The sequence below is a fragment of the Cytobacillus oceanisediminis genome (genome assembly GCF_004366035.1).
Lineage (GTDB): Bacteria > Bacillota > Bacilli > Bacillales > Cytobacillaceae > Cytobacillus > Cytobacillus oceanisediminis_C.
Genome location: NZ_SOEE01000008.1, coordinates 9,989 through 34,746, shown reverse-complemented (window position 1 = coordinate 34,746; position 24,758 = coordinate 9,989). Strand labels below are relative to the sequence as shown.

Annotated in this window: 30 protein-coding genes; 14 read left to right on the top strand and 16 right to left on the bottom strand. The window is 42.0% G+C overall.

Features of this window, described 5'->3' with window-relative positions:
• Positions 1–189 precede the first annotated feature (189 nt).
• The 3 genes from DFO72_RS19630 to DFO72_RS19620 are packed head-to-tail and all read right to left on the bottom strand — an operon-like array spanning position 190 to position 2,485.
• The gene (locus DFO72_RS19630) at positions 190–1,218 is read right to left on the bottom strand and encodes an alpha/beta fold hydrolase (RefSeq protein ID WP_113883600.1); all 1,029 of its coding nucleotides are present in this window, start codon (positions 1,216–1,218) and stop codon (positions 190–192) included.
• On the bottom strand, positions 1,219–1,668 hold the full coding sequence (locus DFO72_RS19625) for a hypothetical protein (protein WP_243856215.1): 450 nt from the start codon (positions 1,666–1,668) through the stop codon (positions 1,219–1,221).
• Positions 1,669–1,711: 43 nt separating this feature from the next.
• Positions 1,712–2,485, bottom strand: coding sequence for an SDR family oxidoreductase (locus tag DFO72_RS19620; RefSeq protein WP_113883598.1), 774 nt, complete (start codon positions 2,483–2,485; stop codon positions 1,712–1,714).
• Between the two features lie 178 nt (positions 2,486–2,663).
• Here DFO72_RS19620 and DFO72_RS19615 point away from each other — a divergent pair, with 178 nt between their 5' ends.
• A complete protein-coding gene (locus DFO72_RS19615; RefSeq protein WP_113883597.1) occupies positions 2,664–2,915 on the top strand; it encodes a hypothetical protein in 252 nt (83 codons plus the stop codon).
• A gap of 145 nt (positions 2,916–3,060) precedes the next feature.
• Here DFO72_RS19615 and DFO72_RS19610 read toward each other — a convergent pair whose 3' ends face one another.
• Complete coding sequence (locus tag DFO72_RS19610; RefSeq protein ID WP_113883596.1) at positions 3,061–4,470, bottom strand: alanine/glycine:cation symporter family protein; 1,410 nt, start codon at positions 4,468–4,470, stop codon at positions 3,061–3,063.
• Between the two features lie 278 nt (positions 4,471–4,748).
• Between DFO72_RS19610 and DFO72_RS19605 the strand changes: the two genes are divergently transcribed.
• From DFO72_RS19605 to DFO72_RS19595, 3 genes are all read left to right on the top strand, one after another.
• The gene (locus DFO72_RS19605; RefSeq protein ID WP_113883595.1) at positions 4,749–6,005 is read left to right on the top strand and encodes a PucR family transcriptional regulator; all 1,257 of its coding nucleotides are present in this window, start codon (positions 4,749–4,751) and stop codon (positions 6,003–6,005) included.
• Between the two features lie 117 nt (positions 6,006–6,122).
• On the top strand, positions 6,123–7,253 hold the full coding sequence (ald, locus tag DFO72_RS19600; RefSeq protein ID WP_113883594.1) for an alanine dehydrogenase: 1,131 nt from the start codon (positions 6,123–6,125) through the stop codon (positions 7,251–7,253).
• 554 nt (positions 7,254–7,807) lie between these two features.
• The gene (locus DFO72_RS19595; protein ID WP_019380049.1) at positions 7,808–8,050 is read left to right on the top strand and encodes a hypothetical protein; all 243 of its coding nucleotides are present in this window, start codon (positions 7,808–7,810) and stop codon (positions 8,048–8,050) included.
• A 40-nt stretch (positions 8,051–8,090) separates the two neighbouring features.
• Here DFO72_RS19595 and DFO72_RS19590 read toward each other — a convergent pair whose 3' ends face one another.
• The gene (locus DFO72_RS19590) at positions 8,091–8,507 is read right to left on the bottom strand and encodes a hypothetical protein (RefSeq protein ID WP_113883593.1); all 417 of its coding nucleotides are present in this window, start codon (positions 8,505–8,507) and stop codon (positions 8,091–8,093) included.
• A gap of 273 nt (positions 8,508–8,780) precedes the next feature.
• Here DFO72_RS19590 and DFO72_RS19585 point away from each other — a divergent pair, with 273 nt between their 5' ends.
• A complete protein-coding gene (locus DFO72_RS19585; RefSeq protein ID WP_113883592.1) occupies positions 8,781–9,404 on the top strand; it encodes a DedA family protein in 624 nt (207 codons plus the stop codon).
• Between the two features lie 35 nt (positions 9,405–9,439).
• Here DFO72_RS19585 and DFO72_RS19580 read toward each other — a convergent pair whose 3' ends face one another.
• The gene (locus DFO72_RS19580; protein ID WP_009331661.1) at positions 9,440–9,622 is read right to left on the bottom strand and encodes a hypothetical protein; all 183 of its coding nucleotides are present in this window, start codon (positions 9,620–9,622) and stop codon (positions 9,440–9,442) included.
• A 106-nt stretch (positions 9,623–9,728) separates the two neighbouring features.
• Between DFO72_RS19580 and DFO72_RS19575 the strand changes: the two genes are divergently transcribed.
• The gene (locus DFO72_RS19575; protein WP_009331660.1) at positions 9,729–10,112 is read left to right on the top strand and encodes a hotdog fold thioesterase; all 384 of its coding nucleotides are present in this window, start codon (positions 9,729–9,731) and stop codon (positions 10,110–10,112) included.
• A gap of 40 nt (positions 10,113–10,152) precedes the next feature.
• On the opposite strand, the gene mnhG is transcribed toward DFO72_RS19575, so the two are convergent.
• Genes mnhG through DFO72_RS19540 form a run of 7 tightly spaced genes read right to left on the bottom strand, consistent with a single transcriptional unit; the run spans position 10,153 to position 15,906 of the window.
• Positions 10,153–10,524 (bottom strand): monovalent cation/H(+) antiporter subunit G, encoded by a 372-nt coding sequence (mnhG, locus tag DFO72_RS19570; protein ID WP_113883591.1) that lies wholly within the window; start codon positions 10,522–10,524, stop codon positions 10,153–10,155.
• Positions 10,508–10,792, bottom strand: a complete 285-nt coding sequence (locus tag DFO72_RS19565) for a Na(+)/H(+) antiporter subunit F1 (protein ID WP_113883590.1) — start codon at positions 10,790–10,792, stop codon at positions 10,508–10,510. The genes mnhG and DFO72_RS19565 overlap by 17 nt, the downstream gene beginning before the upstream one ends.
• A complete protein-coding gene (locus DFO72_RS19560; RefSeq protein WP_113883589.1) occupies positions 10,792–11,268 on the bottom strand; it encodes a Na+/H+ antiporter subunit E in 477 nt (158 codons plus the stop codon). The genes DFO72_RS19565 and DFO72_RS19560 overlap by 1 nt, the downstream gene beginning before the upstream one ends.
• A 2-nt stretch (positions 11,269–11,270) precedes the next feature.
• Positions 11,271–12,764, bottom strand: a complete 1,494-nt coding sequence (locus tag DFO72_RS19555; protein ID WP_113883588.1) for a Na+/H+ antiporter subunit D — start codon at positions 12,762–12,764, stop codon at positions 11,271–11,273.
• Positions 12,757–13,095 carry a Na(+)/H(+) antiporter subunit C gene (locus DFO72_RS19550; RefSeq protein WP_113883587.1) on the bottom strand — a complete coding sequence of 113 codons (339 nt, stop codon included), beginning with the start codon at positions 13,093–13,095 and terminating at the stop codon, positions 12,757–12,759. Before DFO72_RS19550 ends, DFO72_RS19555 begins: the two co-directional genes overlap by 8 nt.
• Positions 13,095–13,517, bottom strand: coding sequence for a Na(+)/H(+) antiporter subunit B (locus tag DFO72_RS19545; protein ID WP_113883586.1), 423 nt, complete (start codon positions 13,515–13,517; stop codon positions 13,095–13,097). Before DFO72_RS19545 ends, DFO72_RS19550 begins: the two co-directional genes overlap by 1 nt.
• On the bottom strand, positions 13,504–15,906 hold the full coding sequence (locus DFO72_RS19540; protein WP_113883585.1) for a Na+/H+ antiporter subunit A: 2,403 nt from the start codon (positions 15,904–15,906) through the stop codon (positions 13,504–13,506). The genes DFO72_RS19545 and DFO72_RS19540 overlap by 14 nt, the downstream gene beginning before the upstream one ends.
• 448 nt (positions 15,907–16,354) lie before the next feature.
• On the opposite strand from DFO72_RS19540, the gene DFO72_RS19535 reads away from it, so the two are divergent.
• Positions 16,355–16,576: a hypothetical protein gene (locus tag DFO72_RS19535; RefSeq protein WP_019380053.1), complete on the top strand. Its 222-nt coding sequence runs from the start codon at positions 16,355–16,357 to the stop codon at positions 16,574–16,576.
• Between the two features lie 43 nt (positions 16,577–16,619).
• On the opposite strand, the gene DFO72_RS19530 is transcribed toward DFO72_RS19535, so the two are convergent.
• Positions 16,620–17,162, bottom strand: a complete 543-nt coding sequence (locus tag DFO72_RS19530; RefSeq protein WP_113883583.1) for a hypothetical protein — start codon at positions 17,160–17,162, stop codon at positions 16,620–16,622.
• A gap of 165 nt (positions 17,163–17,327) precedes the next feature.
• Here DFO72_RS19530 and DFO72_RS19525 point away from each other — a divergent pair, with 165 nt between their 5' ends.
• A complete protein-coding gene (locus tag DFO72_RS19525; RefSeq protein WP_113883582.1) occupies positions 17,328–17,885 on the top strand; it encodes a DUF5366 family protein in 558 nt (185 codons plus the stop codon).
• A 49-nt stretch (positions 17,886–17,934) separates the two neighbouring features.
• On the opposite strand, the gene DFO72_RS19520 is transcribed toward DFO72_RS19525, so the two are convergent.
• Complete coding sequence (locus DFO72_RS19520; RefSeq protein WP_113883581.1) at positions 17,935–19,791, bottom strand: transglycosylase domain-containing protein; 1,857 nt, start codon at positions 19,789–19,791, stop codon at positions 17,935–17,937.
• A gap of 195 nt (positions 19,792–19,986) precedes the next feature.
• Between DFO72_RS19520 and kapD the strand changes: the two genes are divergently transcribed.
• Positions 19,987–20,607 (top strand): 3'-5' exonuclease KapD, encoded by a 621-nt coding sequence (gene kapD / locus DFO72_RS19515; RefSeq protein WP_113883580.1) that lies wholly within the window; start codon positions 19,987–19,989, stop codon positions 20,605–20,607.
• A gap of 38 nt (positions 20,608–20,645) precedes the next feature.
• On the opposite strand, the gene DFO72_RS19510 is transcribed toward kapD, so the two are convergent.
• Positions 20,646–21,026 (bottom strand): kinase-associated lipoprotein B, encoded by a 381-nt coding sequence (locus tag DFO72_RS19510; protein WP_113883579.1) that lies wholly within the window; start codon positions 21,024–21,026, stop codon positions 20,646–20,648.
• A 121-nt stretch (positions 21,027–21,147) separates the two neighbouring features.
• Here DFO72_RS19510 and DFO72_RS19505 point away from each other — a divergent pair, with 121 nt between their 5' ends.
• The 5 genes from DFO72_RS19505 (at position 21,148) to DFO72_RS19485 (ending at position 24,364) form a co-directional block, all read left to right on the top strand.
• Positions 21,148–21,882 (top strand): peptidylprolyl isomerase, encoded by a 735-nt coding sequence (locus tag DFO72_RS19505; protein WP_113883578.1) that lies wholly within the window; start codon positions 21,148–21,150, stop codon positions 21,880–21,882.
• An 82-nt stretch (positions 21,883–21,964) separates the two neighbouring features.
• Complete coding sequence (locus tag DFO72_RS19500; RefSeq protein ID WP_009331645.1) at positions 21,965–22,174, top strand: hypothetical protein; 210 nt, start codon at positions 21,965–21,967, stop codon at positions 22,172–22,174.
• An 81-nt stretch (positions 22,175–22,255) separates the two neighbouring features.
• Positions 22,256–22,819: a superoxide dismutase family protein gene (locus DFO72_RS19495; RefSeq protein ID WP_113883577.1), complete on the top strand. Its 564-nt coding sequence runs from the start codon at positions 22,256–22,258 to the stop codon at positions 22,817–22,819.
• Between the two features lie 99 nt (positions 22,820–22,918).
• The gene (locus DFO72_RS19490; RefSeq protein WP_113883576.1) at positions 22,919–23,293 is read left to right on the top strand and encodes a PH domain-containing protein; all 375 of its coding nucleotides are present in this window, start codon (positions 22,919–22,921) and stop codon (positions 23,291–23,293) included.
• Positions 23,294–23,383: 90 nt separating this feature from the next.
• Positions 23,384–24,364 carry a nuclease-related domain-containing protein gene (locus tag DFO72_RS19485; RefSeq protein WP_113883575.1) on the top strand — a complete coding sequence of 327 codons (981 nt, stop codon included), beginning with the start codon at positions 23,384–23,386 and terminating at the stop codon, positions 24,362–24,364.
• Positions 24,365–24,758 lie beyond the last annotated feature (394 nt).

Below are 24,758 nucleotides of genomic sequence, written 5' to 3'. Positions count from 1 at the left end.
ATAAAACCATGCAGCAATTGCATGGTTTTAAAAGCTATACATAGAATAAGTCTTTAAACACAAATGAAGCAAAACCCATATAGGCACTGATAGTGTGGTCACTTATAATATAACTTGGATAATTCCATAAAATCATTAAGATACCTCCTTTAAAAGTGAATCCCCTGCAGAGACAGGGGAATTTGAATATTATATTTGTCCTGAGCGCGACGACAGCCATTTGTCCAGATAGTCAGGAACTTTTCCTTCAGAAGTAAGATTGGCATGCCCCCCCTGAAGCAGATGGAAAGTTTTATCAGTACTTGAAGTCAGGTTCATGATAGGAAAAATCTGTTCTTTTGGGACAAGGCGGTCATGATCCGAAGCGACAGCGAGTAAATTGGCTTTGATATTGCTTAGCACCGCCTTCCTTTCACCGACGGTTAATGTGCCATTCACAAGCTTGTTTTCTTTCAAAAGATCATGATTAATTTGCTTTAGTGCTGCCCCGGCAAATGGAATATGGCCATCGGTCCAGTGGCTGAAACGTTTCCACCGGGAGGCATATGCTTCATCGTCAGCCCTGGCCAGAAGCGACAAATAAGGGGAGTAATAAATAGGTGAAGTAAATAGCCGCATTCCTGATTTGATGGCAAAGGGGGGTATAAGTCCCCATGCTTCAAAAATGGAGTCCAGGCTGCCTTCTCCATTCCGCAATTCTTCTGCCCATTTATCAAAGACAGGTATGATGCTGAAGTCAACTGGTGCGACTGACAATACTAAGTTTTTGACTGGCTCATCCGCAATGGCCGCATAAATGGCTGAAAAAGTGCCGCCAAGGCAAAAACCCATGACGGTTATTTCTTCTGCTTTGGCGTGATATAAAGCTCTTTTTACCCCCTTTTGGATGTATTCAGTAATATAGTCGTCCATCGTAATCTCTTTGTCCTCATAACCCGGAATCCCGAAATCCAGCAAGTAGACATCGTATCCGCTGTTGGTCAGAGCCTCAATTAAACTGTTCTGCGGACCAAGATCTAAAATAAAGGGCTGATTGACGAGCGAATATACAAGGAAAACCGGAATTTTGTATTTTTTACTGGAAGGGGCATAGTGCCAGAGTGTAGCCTTATTTCTTTTCCAAACTGCAGTCCTTGGAGTTGAATTGGTGTCCGGATCGGGCTGGAGAATGGTCTTAAAGAATCCATTCAGTTTTTTGGAAGCGGTATTATGTTCCATTTATTTTCCCGCGCTTTCACTGCTGCTGGAAGATTCCGATTCCTGATTCAGTGACTGCGTTAAATCAGATAGGACTTGAAGAATATTATCTGGGTCTGCTTGAGAATTTGGGGCAGGGCTGCCAAGTGCCTTTTTTATTTCCTCTACTGATTGAGCCAAAGCCATGACTTTTTCGTCAATCAGGTCCATTTTTTCTTCAGCCTGCACAGTTAATTTCGCTGCATTTGCTACGTCAGTTTTGGTAGGGAAATTAAGAGGGATGGATAGTGTCTCAATGGCTTCCTGGAGTTTTTTCATGCTTGCTGCGGTCACCTCGGAACGGGTGATTAGATTTTTAAATATTTCTTCCTTGTTAATAGAGTTCTGAATGGATTCATTCAGTTCTCTTTCCACTTTTGTCCCTAACTTTTTTATTGCCTGTAATAAGGCTTCAGTATGGTTAATAGACATAAACATTCTCCTTTCTATGAAGTCAACCAGGAAATCAACGGGCTTAGAGGGATACTGTCATTCCTCCATCTACGACTAAAACCTGTCCTGTCACGTAATCAGATGCATTGGATGATAAAAAGACAGCTGCTCCTTTTAAGTCATGTTCATTTCCAAATCTTCCGGCAGGAATTTTTCCAAGAATAACTGGACTCGATTTTTCCAGGACCTTTGTTATTCTGGTAGGAAAGAAGCCTGGAGCAATAGCGTTCACTTGAATGCCGGCAGGTGCCAATTTTACAGCTAAATCCTTTGTAAGTGCGATAACAGCTCCTTTACTTGTACTGTAGGCAATTGCATCAAGAAATGCGGAATGAGTACCTCTCATTCCATTTACAGAAGAAATATTAATGATTTTGCCGCTCCCCTGCTTCGTCATCACTTTTGCCGCAGCCTGTGAAAATAAAAACAGCCCCTTTAGATTCACATTCATGACTTTGTCCCATTTATCAGCAGGCAGTTCAAGAAATGGCGCAACCCAGGATGTCCCGCTATTATTAATGAGAATATCGATGCTTCCAAATGTCTCTAGGGTCTTGCTGATGACCATTTGAATGTCTTCCTCATTGGTTATGTCACATTCAATCGCCAGAGATTTAATTCCCTTTGCTTCAAGGCCTTTTCTGACATGCTCACATGCTTCAATGCTGCGTGAGCAGATGACAACATTTGCTCCTGCTTCCCCAAGTGCATTTGCCATTTGCTCGCCTAGTCCTCGGCCACCGCCTGTCACAATAGCTGTTTTATTGCCTAAATGAAATAACTCGTTCAAATCCATCGTTATCCCTCCCTTAGTCTTTTTAAAAATGTATCCTTCTGAATAAAATAGACTTCGATATAGTATAGACAAGTTGACCCCATGTGGTGCTAAAATTGTATATTTGCCTTGTCCCAAATGTATAAAGAAGTTATAAACAGAAAAGGATGGATAACATACGAGGAGGGAGGCTTAAAAGGTGGAAAGGGAGCAAATAGAGGATCTTTTTGAAGAAAGCGGATATCACGGTTTAAACAGCAAACTTGCCTATAAAGTCTGGATGACCGGGGTATGGGATGAAGAGGATGAAGACAAAATAGAAGCTTTTATAGATGCTTATTCTTTTGAAGGAGAAGGAATATTAACTGACGATCTTCTCTATCACTATCGAATATTTGCCTATATTCATGGGAAAAATGAAAGTTCGCTATTTCAGCGGCAGATATTTTAGGAACACAGCTAAAAAAAACAAACACAGATCAAGGACCTGTGTTTGTTTTACATTTACAAAATAAGAAAGAATAAAACTTTGAACTTCGATAATTGTCTAGCCCCAGGCGCCATCAGCGATAAGCAGGCACCTTCCGCTTTTTTTATCAGCCAGCATTCTTAAGCTGCTTATTGGCTGCCTTATAGTGATTTTCAAAGAATTCATTAGTATCTTTAACAACCACTTTGCTTAAAAGGATTAATGCAATTAAGTTAGGAATCATCATTAATGCATTTGCCATATCTGCGAAAGCCCAAACGGTCGTTAAGTTGGCAACCGCACCGATGCCAGTCGCTAAGATGTAAATGGCACGGTACCCCATAATTCCTTTTGTGCCTACCAGGTACTCAAAGCATTTTTCACCGTATACATACCAGCCGACGATTGTTGAGAAACCGAAGAATATAACAGAGAATGCAACGATATATTCACCTGCTGTTCCAAGAACATGGGAAAAGGCTGCACTTGTTAATGCCCCGCCGTCAAGGCTGCCGTCATGCGCCACTCCAGAGATCAATCCGCCAGTTGTGTCCCAGAAACCAGTCATGATAAGTACCAGTCCAGTCATCGTACAAACAACGATTGTCACAATAAATGTACCAGTCATCGCAACCAGAGCCTGTTTTACAGGGTGGTCGGTCTTTGCGTTGCCTGCGATAAGCGCTGCTGTACCAAGACCGGCTTCGTTAGAGAAAATACCCCTTGAAACACCATTCTTGATTGCTTCAGATACTACAACACCGACAAAACCGCCAGTCGCTGCAACCGGATTGAAGGCATAGTGGAAGATAGTCTGGAAACCAGGGATGATTTGATCATAATTAACGGCCAGAATAATTAAAGCACCGCCAATATAAAGCACCGCCATGACTGGTACAAAAAATCCAGCAACAGTACTAATACGCTGAATGCCGCCAAAGATGATTAAAGCAGCCAGTACAGCAAGAATGGCACCTGTAACCCAATTATTAACTCCAAAAGAAGTATCCATAACGGCTGCAATCGTATTCGATTGAACACTGTTTCCGATGCCTAGTGCTGCAAAAGCGCCAAAGACGGCAAATGCTACTGCAAGCCATTTAAACTTTTTGCCAAGACCGCGTTCTACATAATACATTGGTCCGCTGGAGTACTCGCCATTTGCATTTTTTACACGGTATTTCATTGCCAGCAGCGCTTCCGCATATTTGGTTGCCATTCCCAGCAGACCAACGATCCACATCCAGAAGATAGCTCCTGGTCCGCCAAGTGTAATCGCAGTGGCAACACCGGCGATATTGCCATTGCCAATGGTTGCTGCCAGTGCTGTCATAAGCGCCTTAAAGTTACTGACATCGCCCTCATCATTAGATGAAGCCTGTCCTTCTTTGGTAAAGCCTAATTTAAATGCATATATCAGCCTTCTGAATTGAAGGCCTTTCAGCATGAATGTTAAAAGAACACCAGTACCAAAAAGCAAAATCAAACTTGGTGTGCCCCAGAGCACCCCGTTAATTTTATTAAGCGTCTCAAGCATAAATTCGTCGCCTCCCAGATGTTAACGCTTTCAATTGCTGTGAATAAAACTATTAATATATGATTTTTTTTGTGAGCATTTCCTATTGTAAAATTATCTGAATATAACTTCAAGTCAAATTTAAAAAGTAAAACTATTAGAAATTTTTTAAAAAATATGTCAGGTAACGCTCGAATTTTGCCGTATGGACTTGATGGCTTTGGTAGAGTACAGGGAGGACCTGAGGTATAATATAATAGGATACAAAAAGTTAAATGCCGTTTAAAGGAGTTTTACGATTGGGTGATGATAAATTGGAAAAAGATCCGTTTAAGAGGGCATTTAGTGATCTGGAGGAATTGGTAGATAAGATCCGCGATGTCCTGGAATGCCCTGTTACAATAGAGGATGTTAACCATCGCCTGCTGGCCTATAGTACACATGATGATCAGACAGATACCGCGAGAATCGCAACGATTATCAGCAGAAAGGTTCCTGAAAAAGTGATTAATCGTTTATGGAAGGAACGTGTGATTCCGCAGCTGATGCAAAGCGGGGAACCGCTTAGAATCTCTGAAATAAAGGAAATAGGACTTGGAAATCGAGTAGCCATTTCCATACGCAATCATAATGAAGTACTAGGCTACATATGGGCAGTTGAAGAAGAAACCTTCTTGACAGAAAGCAAGCTGGACCTGCTGAAGCTTGCTGCGCAGTCTGCAAGGACGGAAATGCTGAGATTAAACGCCCAAAAGAAAAAAAGAGCTAAGGGATACCGGGATTTTTTCTGGGAGCTGTTAACCGGCCATTTCCATAGCCATGCTGAAATTGCAGAAAGGTTTGACGAGTTAAGCATTAAACCGCCATCGCCGTTTGCTGTACTTGTCTTTAGGTTTAAAGAAGAAGTTACCTCTAAAATAGAACAAAATATCATTTATCTGATTACGACGAGCCAAAAGGTTCATATCACCTTTCATGCAGCGATGGGAAATGAATTTATTATTCTGGCAGCGCCGCCGGATCCTGCTTTTTCTGAAAGTGCTTTTATAGAATTTATCCATTTTTTCATCGATCAAATGAAGACGCGGTTCAGCATTGATCATATTAGCGGGGCAACTGGAACAACTTATCAACACTATGAAAAAGTTGAAAAAAGCTATCAGGAGGCACTGCAGGTCCTGCGTCTTAAAGAACAATTTCCCGAAGAGATTCATCATGTTTATAGCTATCAGCAGCTTGGCATTTTCCGCTATCTTGATGCCATTCTCGAAAAGAAAAGGCTGGAACCATATGAGCATCCTGCTATCGAAAAGCTTAACAAATATGATCTTGAGCATCGGACCAATCTGCTCACTACTCTGGAAGCCTTTATTGATCATGACAGCAATGTGAATGAAACAGCTAAAAAGCTGCATATCCATATGAATACATTGAATTATCGCTTAAAGAGGATAACCGATATCGGGGAAGTTGATCTGAAGAATGCAAATACAAAACTTTCTTTATACCTTGAGCTTAAAATCCGGAGAATCGAAAAGAAGAGCCCCCATTTGTAGATTTTCACAAATGGAGGCTCTTTTATTTTACCGATTCAACAATGACAGCGCTTTACTAAAATTATTATACTGACAATAGTAAATATCATATTTGGTAGATTGAAAGGGGATTTTTCCATGATTATTGGAGTACCTAAAGAGATTAAAAATAACGAAAATCGCGTTGCTGCGACACCAGCAAGCGTTGATGCATTAGTAAAAGCCGGACATAAAGTACTTGTAGAAATCGAGGCAGGAATTGGAAGCGGTTTCACTAACGAAGATTATACAGAAGTAGGAGCTGTTATCGTAGATACAGCTGCAGAAGCATGGAATGCTGAAATGGTTATGAAGGTTAAAGAGCCTCTGGCTTCTGAGTACGGTTATTTCCGTGAAGGTTTGGTTCTATTCACATACCTTCACCTTGCAGCAGAGCCCGAGCTTGCAAAGGCGTTAACTGAAAAAGGTGTTACAGCTATCGCGTATGAAACAGTAGAAGTAAACCGCACATTGCCTCTTCTTACTCCAATGAGTGAAGTTGCAGGACGCATGTCTGCTCAAATTGGAGCTCAATTCCTTCAGAAGACAAATGGCGGAATGGGTATTCTTCTTGCAGGCGTTCCAGGTGTTTCACGCGGAAAAGTTACCATCATTGGCGGCGGTGTAGTTGGAATCAACGCTGCGAAAATGGCAATCGGGCTTGGCGCACAAGTTACGATCATCGACTTAAGCCCAGAACGTCTTCGCCAGCTTGATGATATTTTTGGAAACAGCATCCAAACTTTAATGTCTAATCCTTTCAACATTGCACAAGCTGTTAAAGATGCTGACCTGGTAATTGGTGCGGTTCTAATCCCAGGAGCTAAAGCACCTAAGCTTGTAACGGAAGAAATGATTAAAACAATGAAGCCTGGTTCAGTAGTTGTTGACGTGGCGATTGACCAAGGCGGTATTTTCGAAACAGTTGATCACATTACAACTCATGACAATCCAACTTACGATAAGCATGGCGTTGTTCACTATGCTGTTGCGAACATGCCTGGTGCCGTTCCAAGAACTTCTACAATTGCTCTTACAAACGTTACAATCAACTACGCGCTGCAGATTGCAAACAAAGGTGTTGCAAAAGCTATTGAAGACAATGCAGCACTTAAGCTTGGCGTTAACGTTGTAAACGGCAGTATCACATACCCAGCGGTTGCGAAAGATCTTGGATATGAGTATGTTTCTGTCGAAGATGCATTTGCTAAAGTAATAGCAGCTAACTAATAGATCAAATCCCCTTGGCCAAAAGGCTAAGGGGATTTTGTTTTATGAAGCCAAGGCGCCTTCCGCTTTTCTAATGCTGTCTAGCTCGAGCGCCTCCCCCCCTTGAGGTGTCGGGGGTGTGCAAGGGACCTCCGCTTTTCAAGTACTGTCTAGCTCCAGGAGTAATCGGCTCGAGGTCATAAGCCGTTTTCTTCCAGAAGGAAAAAAAAACTTCTTACAGGGACCGTCTTATGCTTGTTGTCCCTGGGCAGTCGCCTCAACAATTCTTCAATCCGTCCAAAAGGTTAAAGAGCAACCTTTTAGCCGGCTCGTCTTAGGCCTGTCGCCGATAGGCGGGCGCCTTCCGCTTTTCTAATGCTGTCTAGCTCCAGCGCCTACCCCCTCTAGGTCACAAGCCAAGCCTCCCAAAAAGGCAAAGGTCGCCTATCCGTGAGGCCCGTCTTGTGCTTGTCGGGGGTGGGAAAGGCGCTTCCGCTTTTCTTGTAGCCCACTCAAAATGCGGACATCTGCATATTAAATAGAGAAGGCATTGAAAATTAAGGAGGTTACCCTGCATGTATTATTATAGAGGCCCATATAGAAACGGGGGCGAAAGGTTCTTCTTTTTAGGAGCTCCTTTTGTCGGCGGCCTGCTCGGCGGTTTCCTGGGAGGGGGGCTGGGAGCAGCATTATTTGCTCCCCGTCCATTTTACGGCCCTCCGCCGCCATTCTATGGCCCGCCAGCTGCACCATATGCTCCTTATGGCGGAGGCGGATACCCTGGCTATGGACCATATGGAAACCCTTATTATCGCTGAACAGGTAAAAGCTCTCTTGATTGAGAGCTTTTTTGTTTGCTTACATCCATCTCAGTTTTAGTGTAAGATCACAGCATTTCTGGGTATCCTCTTTATCAGATTCGAAATGGAGGCTGAGCCCGTCAGGTGTATAGGACACCGCAGGAATTCGGGAAATACCTGTTGATTTTATCATTTTTTCGACTGCATCCTTTTTTGACTGCTGAGCGGCTGCCATAAGTTCATATGAAAACTTTTTTGATTCTGCCATTTTTACAAGCAATGTGCTGGCGTCCCTCATGAGGACTTCCATTTTTTTAGCGGAGCTCATGAACAGTTGAGGATTAACAGCGGGAAAGGTTCTGTAGAAATGGACAGGATGATAATAAGACTGATATGCATGCGGATAATTCCAGCAGTTTTGAAGCTGAGGATTGTATCCAGGCTTTGGGTAGCGAAAATAATAATAGGGGTACATCCGGTTCTGCCCCTTTCGATTAATAATTAATGCACGCATTCCCAATATATGAAATGAAGGCTATTCCTATGAGAAAACAAAATGAAATGCTTTCTCGCAAAAATATGGCTTACACCCTGCATAGATAAAAAGGGTTTGCATAGTGTGCATTAGAAAGGCAATTTTTATAAGGATTGATATAATTAGAAAAGGGGTAAAAGAACCGCATGAAGAATATATTAATGTAATGAATATAAATAAGTGAGCACTGCTTGCATAGATGGGAGGCCCCGGATGGAACTGGAACTGATATTGGAGATCATTGAGAATAACGGATATTTGGGGCTGTTTCTTTGGCTTTGGGTAGGGGTCTTTATTTTTCCTGTGCCAAATGAAGTGATTGTAATGACTGTTGGCCTTTCTTCCTCTTTAAAGACACTTCACCCTGTGCTTGCTTTCATTGTCATTTATCTTGGCATCTTGGCTGCATTGTCAACCTGTTATACAATCGGGCGTTTGATCGGGAGGCCACTGCTGAAATACTTTCAAAAAAGTAAAAGAATGTCTAAAATGATTGATGCTTCTTTAAAACTAATGGAAAAGTATCATGCCTTTTCCCTCTCCTTCAGTTATTTTGTTCCGGGTATCAGAAATTTCCTCCCTTTCTTATACGGCTTCAGTAAATTGCCATTTAAAAAATTCGCTTTATTTGCCTACAGCGGCGCTCTGATCTGGCTGTCAGTGACTTTCACGATCGGCTATATATTTGGAGATCATATTGATGCCATCATCAAACATGAAAAAGAATTACTGCTTGGCCTGGCAGGCTTTACTTTGCTCTTTCTCATTTTCCGCTTCACCAGAAGAAAGCGCGGGAAGGAGCAGGAAAAACTGCATGATCAGGGGTTGGGACTGTAATATAAAAAGGCAGCCTGGAAAGCTGCCTTTTTTATTTAATACTGATTGCGGTGCTCAACCAGGTCGATGGCTCCCAGTACAATATGGGCGAGCCCGAAACCAACGATGGTATCTGATAACATGTTATTGGTTCTGCGGTTTTGTTTCATTGCATATCCAGCCGCAGTAACAGCGGTGCCGAGAACAGTTGGAATTAATCCTTCGCGAACGCGATTCATGACGGTCACCTCTTTTTTATGATTGTCCTACAGGACATACATAGTTTGTTCTTATATAATGAAGTATAGTATGACAACATTTTACATATGGAAAGGGGATAGGGGAATGGAGCTGAAAGATACATTAATCGAAACACTCGGAATGGAAATCGTGTCACTTGAAAAGGGCCGTGTAGTTGCTACCATGCCTGTTGATGAACGCACCCGCCAGCCGTTTGGCCTGCTGCATGGAGGGGCGTCTGTCGCCCTTGCGGAAACTGTTGCAAGCATTGGAGCATTTGAACTTTGCGACAAAGAAACGGAATCTGTTGCAGGGCTTGAAATCAATGCCAACCATATACGTGCTAAAAAGGATGGAATTGTGACGGCCGTTGCAACAGTGCTGCATCAGGGAAGAACCACAATGGTATGGGATATCAAAATAACGGATGAAAATGACAAGCTGATTTGTACATCCAGATGCACAATGGCCGTAATTAAAAGAAAATAAAATAAAAAAACCGCAAGAGGATTTCTTGCGGTTTTCCTATTTATGATTGTTCCTTGCTGCCTGCCTTTTTCATATGTGGTGCATCTTTTAAGTCATCCTGTACACTTTTATCCCATAGCTCTACACCGGAGTTATAAGCTGCCCGGGCGATTAAATGCCCGGCTACAGGTGATGTCATGAAGATGAATATAATTCCGAGCAGCACTCTGGAATTGAAAAAGCCATCTTTAATATAAAAGAACAGCAGGGCTCCGAGCAGTATGGACATAACCCCCAGTGTTGCGGACTTTGATGCCGCATGGTTCCTGGTATAAATATCAGGAAGCCTGATAACACCATATGCTGCGACAAGGCTTAAAAAGGCTCCCAGAATAATCAGCACAATAATGACAATATTAGCGATCTCGATCATTTTCGATAATAACCCCCTTCTCCAGATATTTAGAGAAGGCTACGGTCCCAATAAAGGCAAGGATCCCGATCAGAAGGATAACCTCCACATACGCACTTGTATTAAGGGCGATCGAAATCAATGCAACAATTGCAACAAGATTTATGCCAATTGCATCAAGTGCAACCACACGGTCTGGTGTGGTTGGCCCTTTAATCACTCTGTAAACCAAACCGATGGTGGCAGCCGAAATGATAAGGATGGCACTTAGAACAATAGTATTCAGCATTATCGGCTCACCTCCAAGATTGCTTTTTCAAACGAGTTTCTTATTGAATCAATGGTTTCCTCTGCATCTTCAATATCAATTGCATGAATGTAAAGAATCTTATTATCCGGGGATACGTCTACAACCAATGTCCCTGGAGTTAATGTGATCAAATTCGATAGCACTGTAATTTCCCAGTCCTTTTTCAGGACAGTGGGGTAGGCAAAAATGCCTGGACGCATATCAAGCTGGGGTCTTAACAATACTTTGAGCACCCCGATGTTCGCTAAGATAAGCTCTTTGATGAAAAGAAACAAAAGATTGATTACTGCCACAACTCTTAATAGATAAAAGCGTGAATCGAAAAATCTTCTGAAAGTAAAGATGATGAGCAGGCCAAAAAGGTATCCTTTAAGGAACGCAACCGGTTCGTATGATCCTGTTAAAAACATCCACATAAACCCAAGGAACACATTTAATAATATTTGAAATGCCATACTCAATACTCCTTTAAAACTGCTTCAATATATATTTCTGGATTTGCAAGAGTTTCAGCAGCCTGTAAGATATACGGATAAACATACTCCGAGCCGGCTCCGTAGAAAACGGCAATGACAACAAGGATAACTGGGGCAATCATCATTTTGCCGACAGGAACTTTGTCTTCCCCTTTATAGGCGCGAGGTGTACCCCAAAAGCCATTAATAAAGATTTTCATGATTGAAAACAGCACAAGAAGACTGGACATTAAAACAATCCCTGCTCCCCAGTAATGTTCTGCTTCGAAACCGCCTTTAATAATTAGAAGCTTTCCAACAAAGCCGCTTAACGGCGGGATCCCCGCAAGTGCAAGCGCTGCGATGAAGAAGGTCCAGCCCAGACCAGGATAGCGCTTGATCAACCCGCTTATCTTATGCAAGTTGCTTGTACCCGCTATCGCTATAATGATGCCGGCAAGTAAAAATAAAGCCGCCTTAATAATCATATCATGAATCAAATAGAAGATGGACCCGGTAAGGGAATCAGTCGTCATCGCTGATACTCCAAACAAAATCGCCCCTACAGCAATGATGATATTGTAGATGATTATTTTCTTAATATCCCAGTAGGCAATTGCTCCAATGACTCCGGCGATGATCGACATAATCGCCAAAAAGCTCAAGAGCTGATGGGTAAAGCCAGTATCATGATAAAAGAACAACGTATAGGTTCTTGTGATGGAGTAAACTCCGACTTTTGTCAGCAGAGCTCCGAATAAAGCCAAAACAGGAGCAGGCGGTGCATAGTAAGAGCCCGGCATCCAGAAATATAAAGGAAAAATGGCTCCTTTCAATCCAAATACGATTAAAAATAGCACAGCAATCACTGTTATGATTCCTGGGGGATTCCCTTGGCTGGCTTCGCTGATGCGGACGGATATATGCGCCATATTGAGCGTTCCTACAACAGAATAAAGATAGGCTACAGCTATAACAAACAGTGCAGAAGATATAACATTTACAAGGATATATTTAATGGACTCCCTAAGCTGTGCCTTCTTTCCTCCCAGTACAAGCAAAACATAGGAAGCCATCAGCATAACCTCGAAAAATACGAAAAGGTTGAAGATATCTCCAGTTGTAAAGGCACCGTTTACGCCAACAATTAAAAAGTTGAACGCAGCATAATAGTAAAACTTCTCCCTGGCTTCCCCGATGCTCCAAAATGAATAAATCAAGCATAGAAATGCGATTATACTGGTTGTCAGCACCAGCAGAGCTGACATCATGTCAGAAACAAGCGTGATCCCAAACGGAGCCTCCCAGCTTGAAACATCCAGCGTTTGTATCCCGTCAACTCGAACCTTCTGAACCAGCAAGGCAGAAAGAATGATCGCAATCACTGATGAAATGCCTGCAATCCACCTTTGCAGCATGATTCTTTTAGCGGCGAAGATGAGAAGGACACCCGTAACTAAAGGGATCAGGATGGGCAATATCAAAAAGTTAATCATTTCCTTCAGTTCCTCTCATTCGATCCATATTATCAGTGCCAAGCTCCTGGTAGGCACGGTATGCCAGTACAAGGAAAAACGCGGTGACCCCGAAGCTGATTACAATTGCCGTCAGGATAAGAGCCTGGGGAATCGGATCGGTATAGGGTGCGTTTTCACCCAGCAGCGGGGCAGATCCTGTTTTTAAACCGCCCATCGTTAAAATCAGCATATGTGCCCCATGACTTAAAAGCCCGGTCCCGACAATAATGCGCAGCAAGCTTTTTGACAGCATAAGATAAGTAGCTGACATAAATAAAATTCCAATTACGAAAGCCATTAATATTTCCATTATTCATCCTCCCCTATCGTTTGAATAATGGTCATCGTAACGCCAACAACAACCAGAAAAACACCCAGGTCAAACAGTGTAGCTGTATGGAGGGACGTGTCCCCCAGGATTGGCAAGTCAACATGTCCAAAAGCATGAGTAAGGAAAGGGACATTAAATAGCAATGCTCCCGCCCCTGTGCCAATTGCAAAAAGCAGTCCAACTGCAATCATGTGAATATAATTGACAGGAAGAATCTTTGAGACTGTTTTCATGTCAAAAGCCAGCAGCAGCAGCACAATTGCCCCCGATGTCAGCAATCCGCCAACGAATCCGCCGCCCGGTGTATAATGGCCGGCAAAAAAGATATGGATAGAGAAAAGAATAATGAGAAACAAAACTACTTTCGTAGCGGTCTGCAAAATAATATCATTTGTTTTCATTTTTCTTTCCTCCTTCCAGGCGAAGTTTAATCATAGCGAAAATTCCAAGAGCTGCAATTCCAAGAACCGTAATTTCAAACATGGTATCAAAGCCCCGGAAATCAACAAGAATAACGTTTACCATGTTTTTCCCGGCTGCTTCCTTATACGTATTCTCCACGTAATATTTTGCAATTGAAGGAAACATCTTATTGCTGTGGGCAGATAGGGCAATCATCGTGACAATCGCACCCACCCCTACAGATATAAGGGCATTCGTCATTTTAAATCCCATCCGCTCCTCATGCCGAAGCTTTGGCAGATGGTAGAAAGCTAGCAGGAATAAAGAGACAGAAATCGTCTCGATTACAAGCTGTGTTAATGCAAGGTCAGGCGCCCGGAAAATAACAAAGAACAATGAAACAGTATATCCGACTGCCCCCAGCAGAATGATGGATGTCATTCTGGATTTTACAAAAAGAATGGAGACAGATGCAGCAGCGATGACTAATGCCAGCAGAACCTCCGCATAATGGATGGTGGCCACTTCGCTCGTATCGAATTTAAAAGCATCTTTCAGAACCAGTGTGGCAGCCAAAGCCACAATAAAAAATGAAAAAATATACACAAGATAGGTTCTGATAAATCCGTTCATATATAATTTTGTTAAGTTGAAGGAAGCCCTTTGTGATACTTCCAGCATAGAATCGTAAAAGCGATTTAGCGCCAACTTCTCAGGGAACAAATTATACACACTTCTCCACTTCGGCAGAGTGACAAAAAGCAGTATGCCCAATGTAATAACACCCAAAGTCATGAACAGCTCAGGCGTGAATCCATGCCAGAAGTATATATGAGTATCATACACATACCCTTCAACAGGCATGATGGCTGCCTGTGCAGGAGAGATGAGCGTGTTTGAAATAATATTAGGGAAGAAACCGATAATGATCACTAGTGAAGCCAGGATAATCGGTGATATGAGCATCCCGATTGGAGCTTCGTGCGGTTTCTTTTCTAATTGTTCAGGCTGGAACTTGCCTGTGAACGTCTTGAATACAAGAATCATGCTGTAAATAAATGTGAATACACTTGCCACCCAGGCAAGAACAGGGAACAAGAAACCCCATGTATCCAAATTGAAAATATCCATTTCAAGAACACGGACCATTCCTGTGAAGAACATTTCCTTACTTAAGAACCCATTAAAAGGAGGAAGTCCGGCCATGGAAAATGTGCCGATAATCGCCAAAGTAAAGGTAATCGGCATAAAATTCATCAGACCGCCAAGCTTGCGGATATCACGGGTGCCGGTTTCGTGGTCTACGATTCCAGCAACCATGAATAGACTTCCTTTAAAGGTGGCATGGTTGATCAAATGAAAGACAGCAGCTGTAGTGGCAACCGTAAAAATACTGTCTTCTACTGTTTCGAAGTGAAGTGCTGCAGCGCCAATGCCGAGAAGGGACATGATCATCCCCAGCTGGCTGACTGTTGAGAAAGCCAGGATGGCTTTAAGGTCAGTCTGTTTGACAGCTGAGAAAGAACCCCAGAATAATGTTGTAATGCCAAATCCTGCAATGAGCCAGAGCCAGAGCGAGTGCTCCGCAAATACCGGACTCATACGTGCTACTAAATAAATGCCTGCTTTAACCATGGTTGCCGAATGCAGATATGCACTGACGGGTGTTGGTGCTTCCATGGCATCCGGGAGCCAGATGTGAAATGGAAATTGTGCAGACTTGGTAAAAGCCCCAAGCAAAATGCAGAGCAAAGCAGGAACGAATAATGCGTGTGAAAATATCTCATCTGATTGAGCAATAATTTCGGAAATGCTGAAAGTACCTGTCATCAAATAAAGAAGTATGATGCCTCCAAGCATAGAAAGACCGCCGAAAACCGTGATGATCATCGACTTCTGTGCACCATATCTTGATTTCTCTCTGTGGTACCAGTACCCGATTAGCAGGAATGAAGAAAAGCTCGTAAATTCCCAGAAAGTATAAAGCACAATCAAGTTATCCGAAAGGACAACTCCAAGCATAGCTCCCATAAATAGAAGCAAGTAAACATAGAAGGTGTTCAGTTTTTCTTTATTTTTATCCAAGTAATAGATGGAATACAGAACAACCAAGGCTCCTATTCCGGTGATCAGCAAAGCAAAAAGCAAACCAAGACCGTCTACTTTTGCCGTGAAATCGATTCCAAGAGTGGGAATCCATGAAAAAGATTTTGTGACGGATTGCTGATTGGAGGTGATGGATAAATAAGAGATAAAATAACTGAATAAAAGGATTGGCAGAGGAAGTACGAACCAACCCGTATGTATCTGCCTAAACAGCTTGTACGCAATAGGCACAAGGATGGCAAGCAAAAATGGTGAAATTATTGCCAGGTGAAGCAGAGACAAAACATTACCCCCTTTAAATTAATTGTGTGTTAACCCAACAAAGCATCCTAGTATGCAGCTTAATGAAACGGCTATATGGCATCTGACAGTTCAGCATATTTGGAAAACTGTATTTTTCTTCCGCAGCATGTATAAAACTTTTTCCGCGATAAAAGCGCTTAATAAAAGTTTTTCCACCTTCCCCCATATTATCCAGACAGGGCAGGCAAGACAGGCGTGCCATAATCGTCATTACTATCCGCTCATGCACCTCAGAACAAATTATAACCTAAAAATAAAGACTGTGCATTCTTCAAACCCTTATCAGTAAAGGATTTATCCATTCTTATTAAATAGGTAGAAACACGAATTAATCAGGAAAAATTTTTTTGAAAAAATGTCTCTAAAAACAGCATTTTTGTATAAAAAAACATTGATCAACGCACACTACTCTTAGGTGGTGTTGTGCATGATTAAGCATAAAATTTCAGCAGCCATTACAATCTTTGCCCTTCTGTTTGCAGGCGCCTGGATATTGGACCACCAAACCAAAAGGGAATTCTATATTCCGGCAGACGAAGAAGAAGTGGTAGAATTATTACCGGCAAATTACGAAATGGAAGCTGAAAATAAGCAAAAGCTGAAGGTATTTGAACCGAGAGAATATGTGAGGATACAGACAGCATCATAACAAGAAGAGGATGAGATATGACTCATCCTCTCTTACTGCTGTATTAAAATTTGCTTTGGCCACGGTTATGAAAGATCATGATGAATAGCGGGACAGTAATGATGAAGGAAAGAAAGAATAAGATGAGAAATTTGGAGAAGGGCGTAATATTTTTCTCAATATCGTCTGCATACAGTTCAAAAAAATCCCTGATTGATTCATTGCCGAGTACATTGGATGCTGTCAGGAATTCATTATTGTCATAATCATAGTATAAGAAATCCTTTTTCTTAAAAATAAATAAGCCATCTCTTTTTTGTTCTAATTCCAAAAAAACAATTCCAATATGAGATGAATATTCTTCAATTTCCTCTTCATTTTCTGATGTTTGAGGGTCATCAGATGTAACAATCTTTGTTACTTGCCCCTGTATCCCGTATGCATCAATAACTGAAAAAGAGTCTTCGCTGTAATAATGGACAGTGCTGCGAAGCTGTTCTTCAAGTATGTCCTCGAACTCTTTTTCAGCATCAGCAGCTTTTGCTGGCATAAGGTACTGAACTGACAGCAAGACGGCAAACAAAAAACAGCATATTCCTTTTTTCATTTCCTTCCCCCTTTTTCTCTATTAAATGCAAAACTTACTAGAATATGGTTTATGTCTATGCCGGGAAACATGGAAATATACAGATTGGATAGCTATTGTAAAAATTATGAAAATATCTGATAATAGATAGCTAGAGCAAAGAAAGACATATATGGATGGGGAAAAATGAAAAATACATATCTGACGAGTTATTTTCCGCTCTTGGCGATTGTCTTGTTTAGTACTTCTCTGGCATTAAAAACTCAGATGGAGTTAGTCTATTTCCTGGAAAAGACAGGGATTTACCAGGGGATGCTAGAGTTCTTTTCAGAAGGCGGCGTAAAGCTGTCACTTACGGTCCTGCTCCTGGTCCTTTTTTTTATGGTGTTTGCAGCCTTGAAATTGGTGGCGGATACAATCAATGGACTGTCACTTCTGTTCTTTTCTAAAGATCTGGAAGGGGAAAGTCTGACAAAGTCAAGGCAAGGTTCGGCCATCTATTTTATTGGAGGCGCTTTGTCGCTTTTGAGTTTGTTCAGTTATATCGGGATTGGCATCTTTTTTGCGGCCGCTACCTTTATTTATTTCAGTTATTTTGTTTATAAAGCCAGTTCTTCATTGACTGCAGCAGGCATTGCTGGTGTGATTTTTTTTCAGGTTATAGTCTGGTCTTCTCTTTTAACAGGGATACTCTATCTTTCTTTGAAAATATACAACAGCATCATGGCCAGTCTGCCGATATAGGAAAAGGAGGCCGCAGAAAGGGCCTCCTTTTCAAGGTAAACAATTCAATTTAATCAGACATTATATCCTTCCAAATCAGCAGCTGGGGAGAAGACGTTTCGATAGCAGCCAGATTGCCGGGCCGATCTTTTCCAACCCAGACACCTGCTGTATACTGGCCTGTTAAGCCCACGAACCAGTAATCATGATAGCCATTAGTGGTTCCTGTTTTGCCGCCGGCATATCCAATTGGCAGACGTGCTTTCCGTGCAGTGCCGGATTGAACGGTCCTGGCCATTAAATCCCTCACTTTTTCTATCGTTTTTTCGCTCCAAACTTGCGTTTTAGAATCCTCCCAGCTATAAAGCAATTTTCCTTTCAGGTCAGTGATTTTACGGATGGCTCTTGCAGGCTGGTAATAACCATCATTTGCAAACACAGTATATGCTGATGTGAGCTCAAGCGGTGTCATTCCGTATGTAAATCCGCCTATAGCTGCAGAAAGAGCATGATCCTTCTCTGAAACCATTTTAAAACCAAACTTATCTAAGTCACGAAAACCATTTTCAATTCCAATGTCGTCCAGCAGTCTTACTGCAGGTGTATTATATGAATAAATAAAGGCTTTTTCGAGTGTGGTCAATCCATAGCGGGCACCGCCATAATTCTGGGGGCAATACCCATTTTTGCAGAAAGGGCCTGCATTCACTTGATCATGAATACCTGCGCTGGTGTGCTCAAAATAGGGTGCATAAACAAGGAGCGGCTTAATAGCGGAACCAGGCTGCCTGTATGCCTGAAAAGCTCGATTAAAGTTATATTTCTTATAATTTTTTCCGCCTGCGAGAGCTGTAATTTCATGTGATCCATTATCGATCACGGCTGCTGCACCTTCCACATCCTTGTAGGTCAGGCGCTTATTAAGGGAATTTACAGCCTTTTCCTGAAGGGCAGGATTCAGGGCAGTTTCAATGATTATGCCTTGCTCCATTATTTGGGATATTCTCTTATCAAGCTTGGCGCTCAATGATGCTTTTTCCTGTTCACCTGCTTTAAGGAGCTTATCCTGATAGCCTTCTTTAATAGAAATTAAATCCCGCAGCTCCGCTTCGACAAATGAAACATAATCCGGATATAAATCTATTCTTTGTTTGACCTGAAGCTGAATCCGTTCACTTTTCATCGTCTCTGCTACCTTAGAGGAAATCAGCTCTTTTTCCTTTAGTTGATCAATCAGCCGCTCTTGTCTTTCTTTTGTATGGTCAAAGTGTTTTATAGGATCATATAAGGATGGATTGTTTGGAATGGCGGCCAAAAAAGCTTCTTGAGCTTTGGTCAGGTCTTTGGCGCTTTTTTTAAAATAAAGCTGGGATGCAGCCTCAATTCCGTAAGCTCCATTATGGAAATAAATTGCATTAATATACAATTCCAGAATTTTTTCTTTGGATAATTTCCGCTCCAGCTCATATGCATATAGGAGTTCACTGAGTTTGCGGTTATAGGATTGTTCATGACTCAGAAAAATATTACGAGCCAGCTGCTGAGTAATGGTGCTGGCACCCTGTTCGATATCACCCGATTGGATGTTGATGGCCAGGGCACGTCCAATGGCAGCGATATCGAATCCGGCATGATCATAAAAGTGCTGATCCTCCGCTGTGATAAATATATTTTTAAGAAAAGGGGAAATGTCACCTGGCGATAGGCTGATTCTGTTTACCGGATGATCCATTTCAGAGATTACTTGGCCGTTGCCTGCTTTAATATAACTTGTCTGGGGCAGGATGGCTTCTTTTATTTCAAGCTTTTCATCCAGCAGCTCATGAAACCCCTGGACCTTTTGCGATTCAGCAGAGACAGCAAATATCAGTAAAGAAAAAATAGGAAGCAAAAGAATGATAATCATAAATCCAGACCAGGAACGCAAAGGAATCCGCCTCCGATATTTTGAACTTCTATCCTATTTTTCGGCTTTTTTTCTAAGGAGTTAAGTTTTTTTAAAGAAGACAGACCCTGCTGAAAAATTCCGGTTTAAATACAATTTACTCAGAAAATTGAAATATTTCATGCTATAATATAAGAAATTATGTGCGTGAATTTTCAATGGAAAGCAGGTGAAAACATGGGGGAGGAACACCAATATCTATTTATTGATTTTGAATTTACCATGCCTGAGAAAGGCAGTGCTTTCAGAGGGTTTTTTCCGGAAATTATCGAAGCGGGAATTGTATCAGTCATCAGCAATCAAGTTTGTGAAGAGTTCTCTTCATATGTAACTCCCATCCGGTTTCCGAAATTGTCCGAGCGTTGCAAATCCTTTCTGCATATAACACAGGAACAGGTAGACCAGGGCATCGATTTTCTTGAACTGGTGAAAAAAATGATGGATATGAACAGGAACCGTCCATGCACGATCGTTACGTGGGGAAATATGGATATGAAGGTGCTTAGAAATAATTGTGCCCACGCGGGAGTTGACTTTCCGTTCAGAGGCAGGGAAGTGGATCTTTCGATGGAATACAAACGTTTTTTCGGGGATCAAAACCAGACAGGATTATGGAAAGCCGTTCAGGAATACGGCAAAGAAGGAACAGGAAAACATCATCGAGCTTTGGATGATGCTTTAACGACTTACAATATTTTCAGATTGGTAGAAAAAGATAAGAAGTATCTGCAGAAGCCGGAACCTACTACAATTGGCGATCGGGTGGACTTCTCGAAACTGTTTAATAAATTTGCCTGACAAGCCAAATCCATCAAAACGATTTGGCTTGCTTTCATTTACTTAAAATAATCCTTCTCCAATGAGTCTAGATTCCTTATACTTTGTTCTGCCCAGGGTGAAGAATCTCCTTCCAGCTCCGTTCTCATTTTATCCAAAGCTATTTGCAGCGAATCCTTATAATCTGGTATTTCTTCTTCAAAAGGCTTTACCATCTGCTTAGGCACATTGGTCTGCTCTCTGAATGCAAGCGCGCGGCGCTCATGGAAAAGCATCACGTCTGCCTCTTTAGGATTATGCAAATCGCCCTGCATTGGATGCTTTATGACCGCAAGCACTCTGACCAGGTAATGCTGTGGCCGGATATCTGTAACTTCCCCGATATATTTGCCTGTTTTATAGATGGCTGTTACTTTGTCGCCGATCTTTACTTCTGCCAATCTAACCTCTCCTTTTCATTTTTCTTTAGCCCTATTATGAAGCTTGAAAAAACAAAGTGCAAATTTTCAATAAATCAGGTAAGCTAAAAAATGATTAGTTTTTTCATAGGAGGATGAGAAAATGAAATGGCGTTTTCTAACACCGCTTCTTTTTCTGATGCTGATTCTGGCAGCATGCGGGACAAGCACTGAAAAAGAAGAGGACAAGGCAAATGGCTCTGCTGCTGAAGAAAGCCAGACAGATAACCAGGCAAGCGAAGAAGCACCGGACAGCTTTCCGCAATTAACCGAAGAAGTCGAGGGAAATGAAAGACTGGTGGAAATGCAGACATCAAAAGGGAATATTAAAATTAAACTTTTCCCGGATCATGCTCCCAAAGCGGTTGAAAATTTCATTAAGCATAGTGAAGATGGCTATTACGACGGCTTGATTTTTCACCGGGTCATTCAGGACTTTATGATTCAGGGCGGCGACCCTGAGGGAACCGGCATGGGCGGAGAGAGCATTTACGGTGAAGCATTTGAGGATGAATTCTCCAATGAGCTTTATAATATCCGCGGAGCTTTATCCATGGCGAATTCTGGTCCCAATACTAACGGAAGCCAATTCTTTATTGTTCAGAACACAACGCTTGATCCAAGCTTGAAAGAGCAAATGGAAAAGGCCGGTTATCCGGAAGAAATTATCAAAGCTTATGAAAAAGGCGGTACACCTTGGCTTGACAATAAGCACTCCGTTTTTGGACAGGTTGTTGAGGGAATGGATGTAGTCGACAGTATCGCAGCAGTGGAAACTGCTGAACAGGACAAGCCTGCGGAAGATGTGGTTATTGAAAAGATAGAGGTTTTAAAATAAATGTATAAACATTGGACTGTGTAATCATTGCTGATATAATAATTCGGGTGGACACTGCTTTTAGCAGAAAGGATTGATTAGGATGTTGCAATGGTATGTACTGTCGCTGTTTCTATATTTTCCGGAAGATAAATCAGAATATGGCCCTGCAGCTGTAACGTTTGCCATCTTTTTAGTTGCGGCCATTCTTACAATGAGATTAATTATCCGTGTGTCAAAGCGCGAAGCAGCCAAGGCGAAAGAGCTTGAAGAGCGCATCGATAGGCAAAATAGACAAGGGGGGAACAGCTGAGCGGCTGTTCTTCTTTTTTTGTTTATTGATAAAGTGATTGGGCAACACTAAAGACAAAATGTCTTGATGGAGGATTTAATTATGAGAAAAGCGCTGATGCTTGGTTTTGTTCTTCTTCTGTCCGGCTGCGGTGAAGAGAACATTACGAATACGGAAGTGGAAATGTTTAATGCTGCAGGCGATTCATTAGGCACAATTAAGGTGCAGGAACAGGCGAGCGGAGTAAAATTGAGCGGGGATCTAAGCGGACTTCCGCCGGGGGAACTTGCCATACATATCCACGAAGAAGCAAAATGTGAACCACCTGATTTTAAATCGGCAGGAAATCATTTCAATCCTGACAATAAGGAGCATGGGCTGCTTCACCCCAAAGGATCACATGCGGGTGATCTTCCCAACCTGATAGTTGAGGATGACGGCAAGGCTAAGATTGACTTTATGGCGCCCCAGGTCACGTTAAAAGAAGACAAAAACTCTTTGCTGACAAAGGAAGGGACCTCCATTGTCATTCATGACGGACCAGATGATGGCATGACTCAGCCGGCAGGAGACTCAGGAGAACGCATTGCCTGCGGCCGGATTTCAAAAGATAAAGAAGAAGAAGGACAGAAAAAAGCACAGGACGATCAATCAACAGAAGAATAAATAATTGAAGGCTTTCCTGGGAGGGGGAGCCTTTATCACTGGGAATTTTCCCGAAGGATTCGTATAATGGAGTTAAACCTTATAATGGAGGTTGGTTAAATGGGAATTTTCGATGGTTTTATCGGCAATGCATCTGAAGCGGACATTAATGAGGTTCAGGAGGAATTTTCAGCAGTCCTTGCCCCGAGTGAACAGGTTGAAAAAGCCTACAGGCTCGTCCGCGATTTATTCATTTTTACAAACAAGCGCCTGATTCTGGTGGATAAGCAAGGAATTACAGGGAAAAAAATCGAGTATCATTCCATCCCTTACAAAAACATCACCCATTTTAGCATTGAAACCGCAGGCAGCTTCGATCTGGAGGCCGAATTAAAAATTTGGATCTCAGGATCAGGCGAACCACTTGAAAAGCATTTTAATAAGAACTTGAACATATACGAAGTGCAGAGCGTGCTTGCTGAATATGTACTATAAATCCCCTTGTTATTAAAACCAAGGGGATTTTGCTTGTAGTCATGGTGGAATTTTCATAAAATTAAATTATCTTAATAAAGGATGTGAGTGATGATAAACAGACTCCGTTTCGAACCAAAGGAGCTGGAAATGCTCCGCTTTCTGTCCCGCCGCCTGGAGCTGCCTTTGAAAAATGAGAATCAGTATCTGCATTTAGAGAAGGGCTATGCAGGCGAGCTGCATTTTGACAGGGAGCTTCAGGACTTGCCGGACTCCTGCATTATTCTAAATGATCTATTGCTGGAAAACAGCAATACCCATTTCCAAATCGATACACTCCTTATCGCCGGCGGCACTATATTCGTCTTTGAAGTTAAAAACTACGAAGGGGACTATTACATAGAAAATGAAAGATGGTATTCACTGCTATCCAAAACAGAAATAAAAAATCCCCTCCTTCAGCTGCAAAGAAGTGAAACCCTTTTACGAGGGCTTCTTAAAGAATTCGGCTACCATCTTCCCATCAAGTCACATCTGATCTTCATTAACCCCGGCTTTCAGCTTTATCAAGCTCCTATCACTATTCCTGCAGTATTTCCTGCGCAGATTAAACGATTCCTGGAGAAATTAAAAACTATTCCTAATGCGGCGAAATCGAGAAACCTGAAGCTGGCTGAACAGTTAAAGGCCCGCTGCTTGAAGGAGAACCCCTATGTGCGAATTCCGGAATACACTTATGACCAATTGAGGAAAGGGATAATATGCAGTTCGTGTACTTCGTTTTTAGCCCCCTTTACTCAAGGCTACTTATCCTGCAGAGAATGTGGATTGAAAGAAAAGGTAGACACTGCGGTACTGAGAAGTGTAAAGGAATTTGCGGTTTTGTTTCCGGATAGGAAACTGACTACAAATACAATAGTGGATTGGTGCGGTGGTATTGGTTCTGGGAAAGTGGTGCAGAGAATATTGGGGAGAAATTATGAGAAAAAGGGGAGGGGGAAAGGTTCTTATTACCAAGCATGCCAAATGGAAGAAAAAGTGAATGGAGGTCAGAGAGGGATTAACGCCGAAAATAAGGACTGCAAGAGATAAATGGTAGTTAATCGGATAGATTAACGCCGAAAAAAGGAGAAGGGAGAGAAAAATGGTAGTTAATCAGAGGGATTAACGCCGAAAATAAGGACTGCAAGAGATAAATGGTAGTTAATCGGATGGATTAACGCCGAAAAAAGGAGAAGGGAGAGAAAATGGTAGTTAATCAGAGGGATTAACGCCGAAAAAAGGACTGCAAGAGATAAATGGTAGTTAATCGGATGGATTAACGCCGAAAAAAGGAGAAGGGAGAGAAAATGGTAGTTAATCAGAGGGATTAACGCCGAAAAAAGGAGAAGGGAGAGAAAATGGTAGTTAATCAGAGGGATTAACGCCGAAAATAGGAGAGGGGAGAGAAAATGGTAGTTAATCAGAGGGATTAACGCCGAAAATA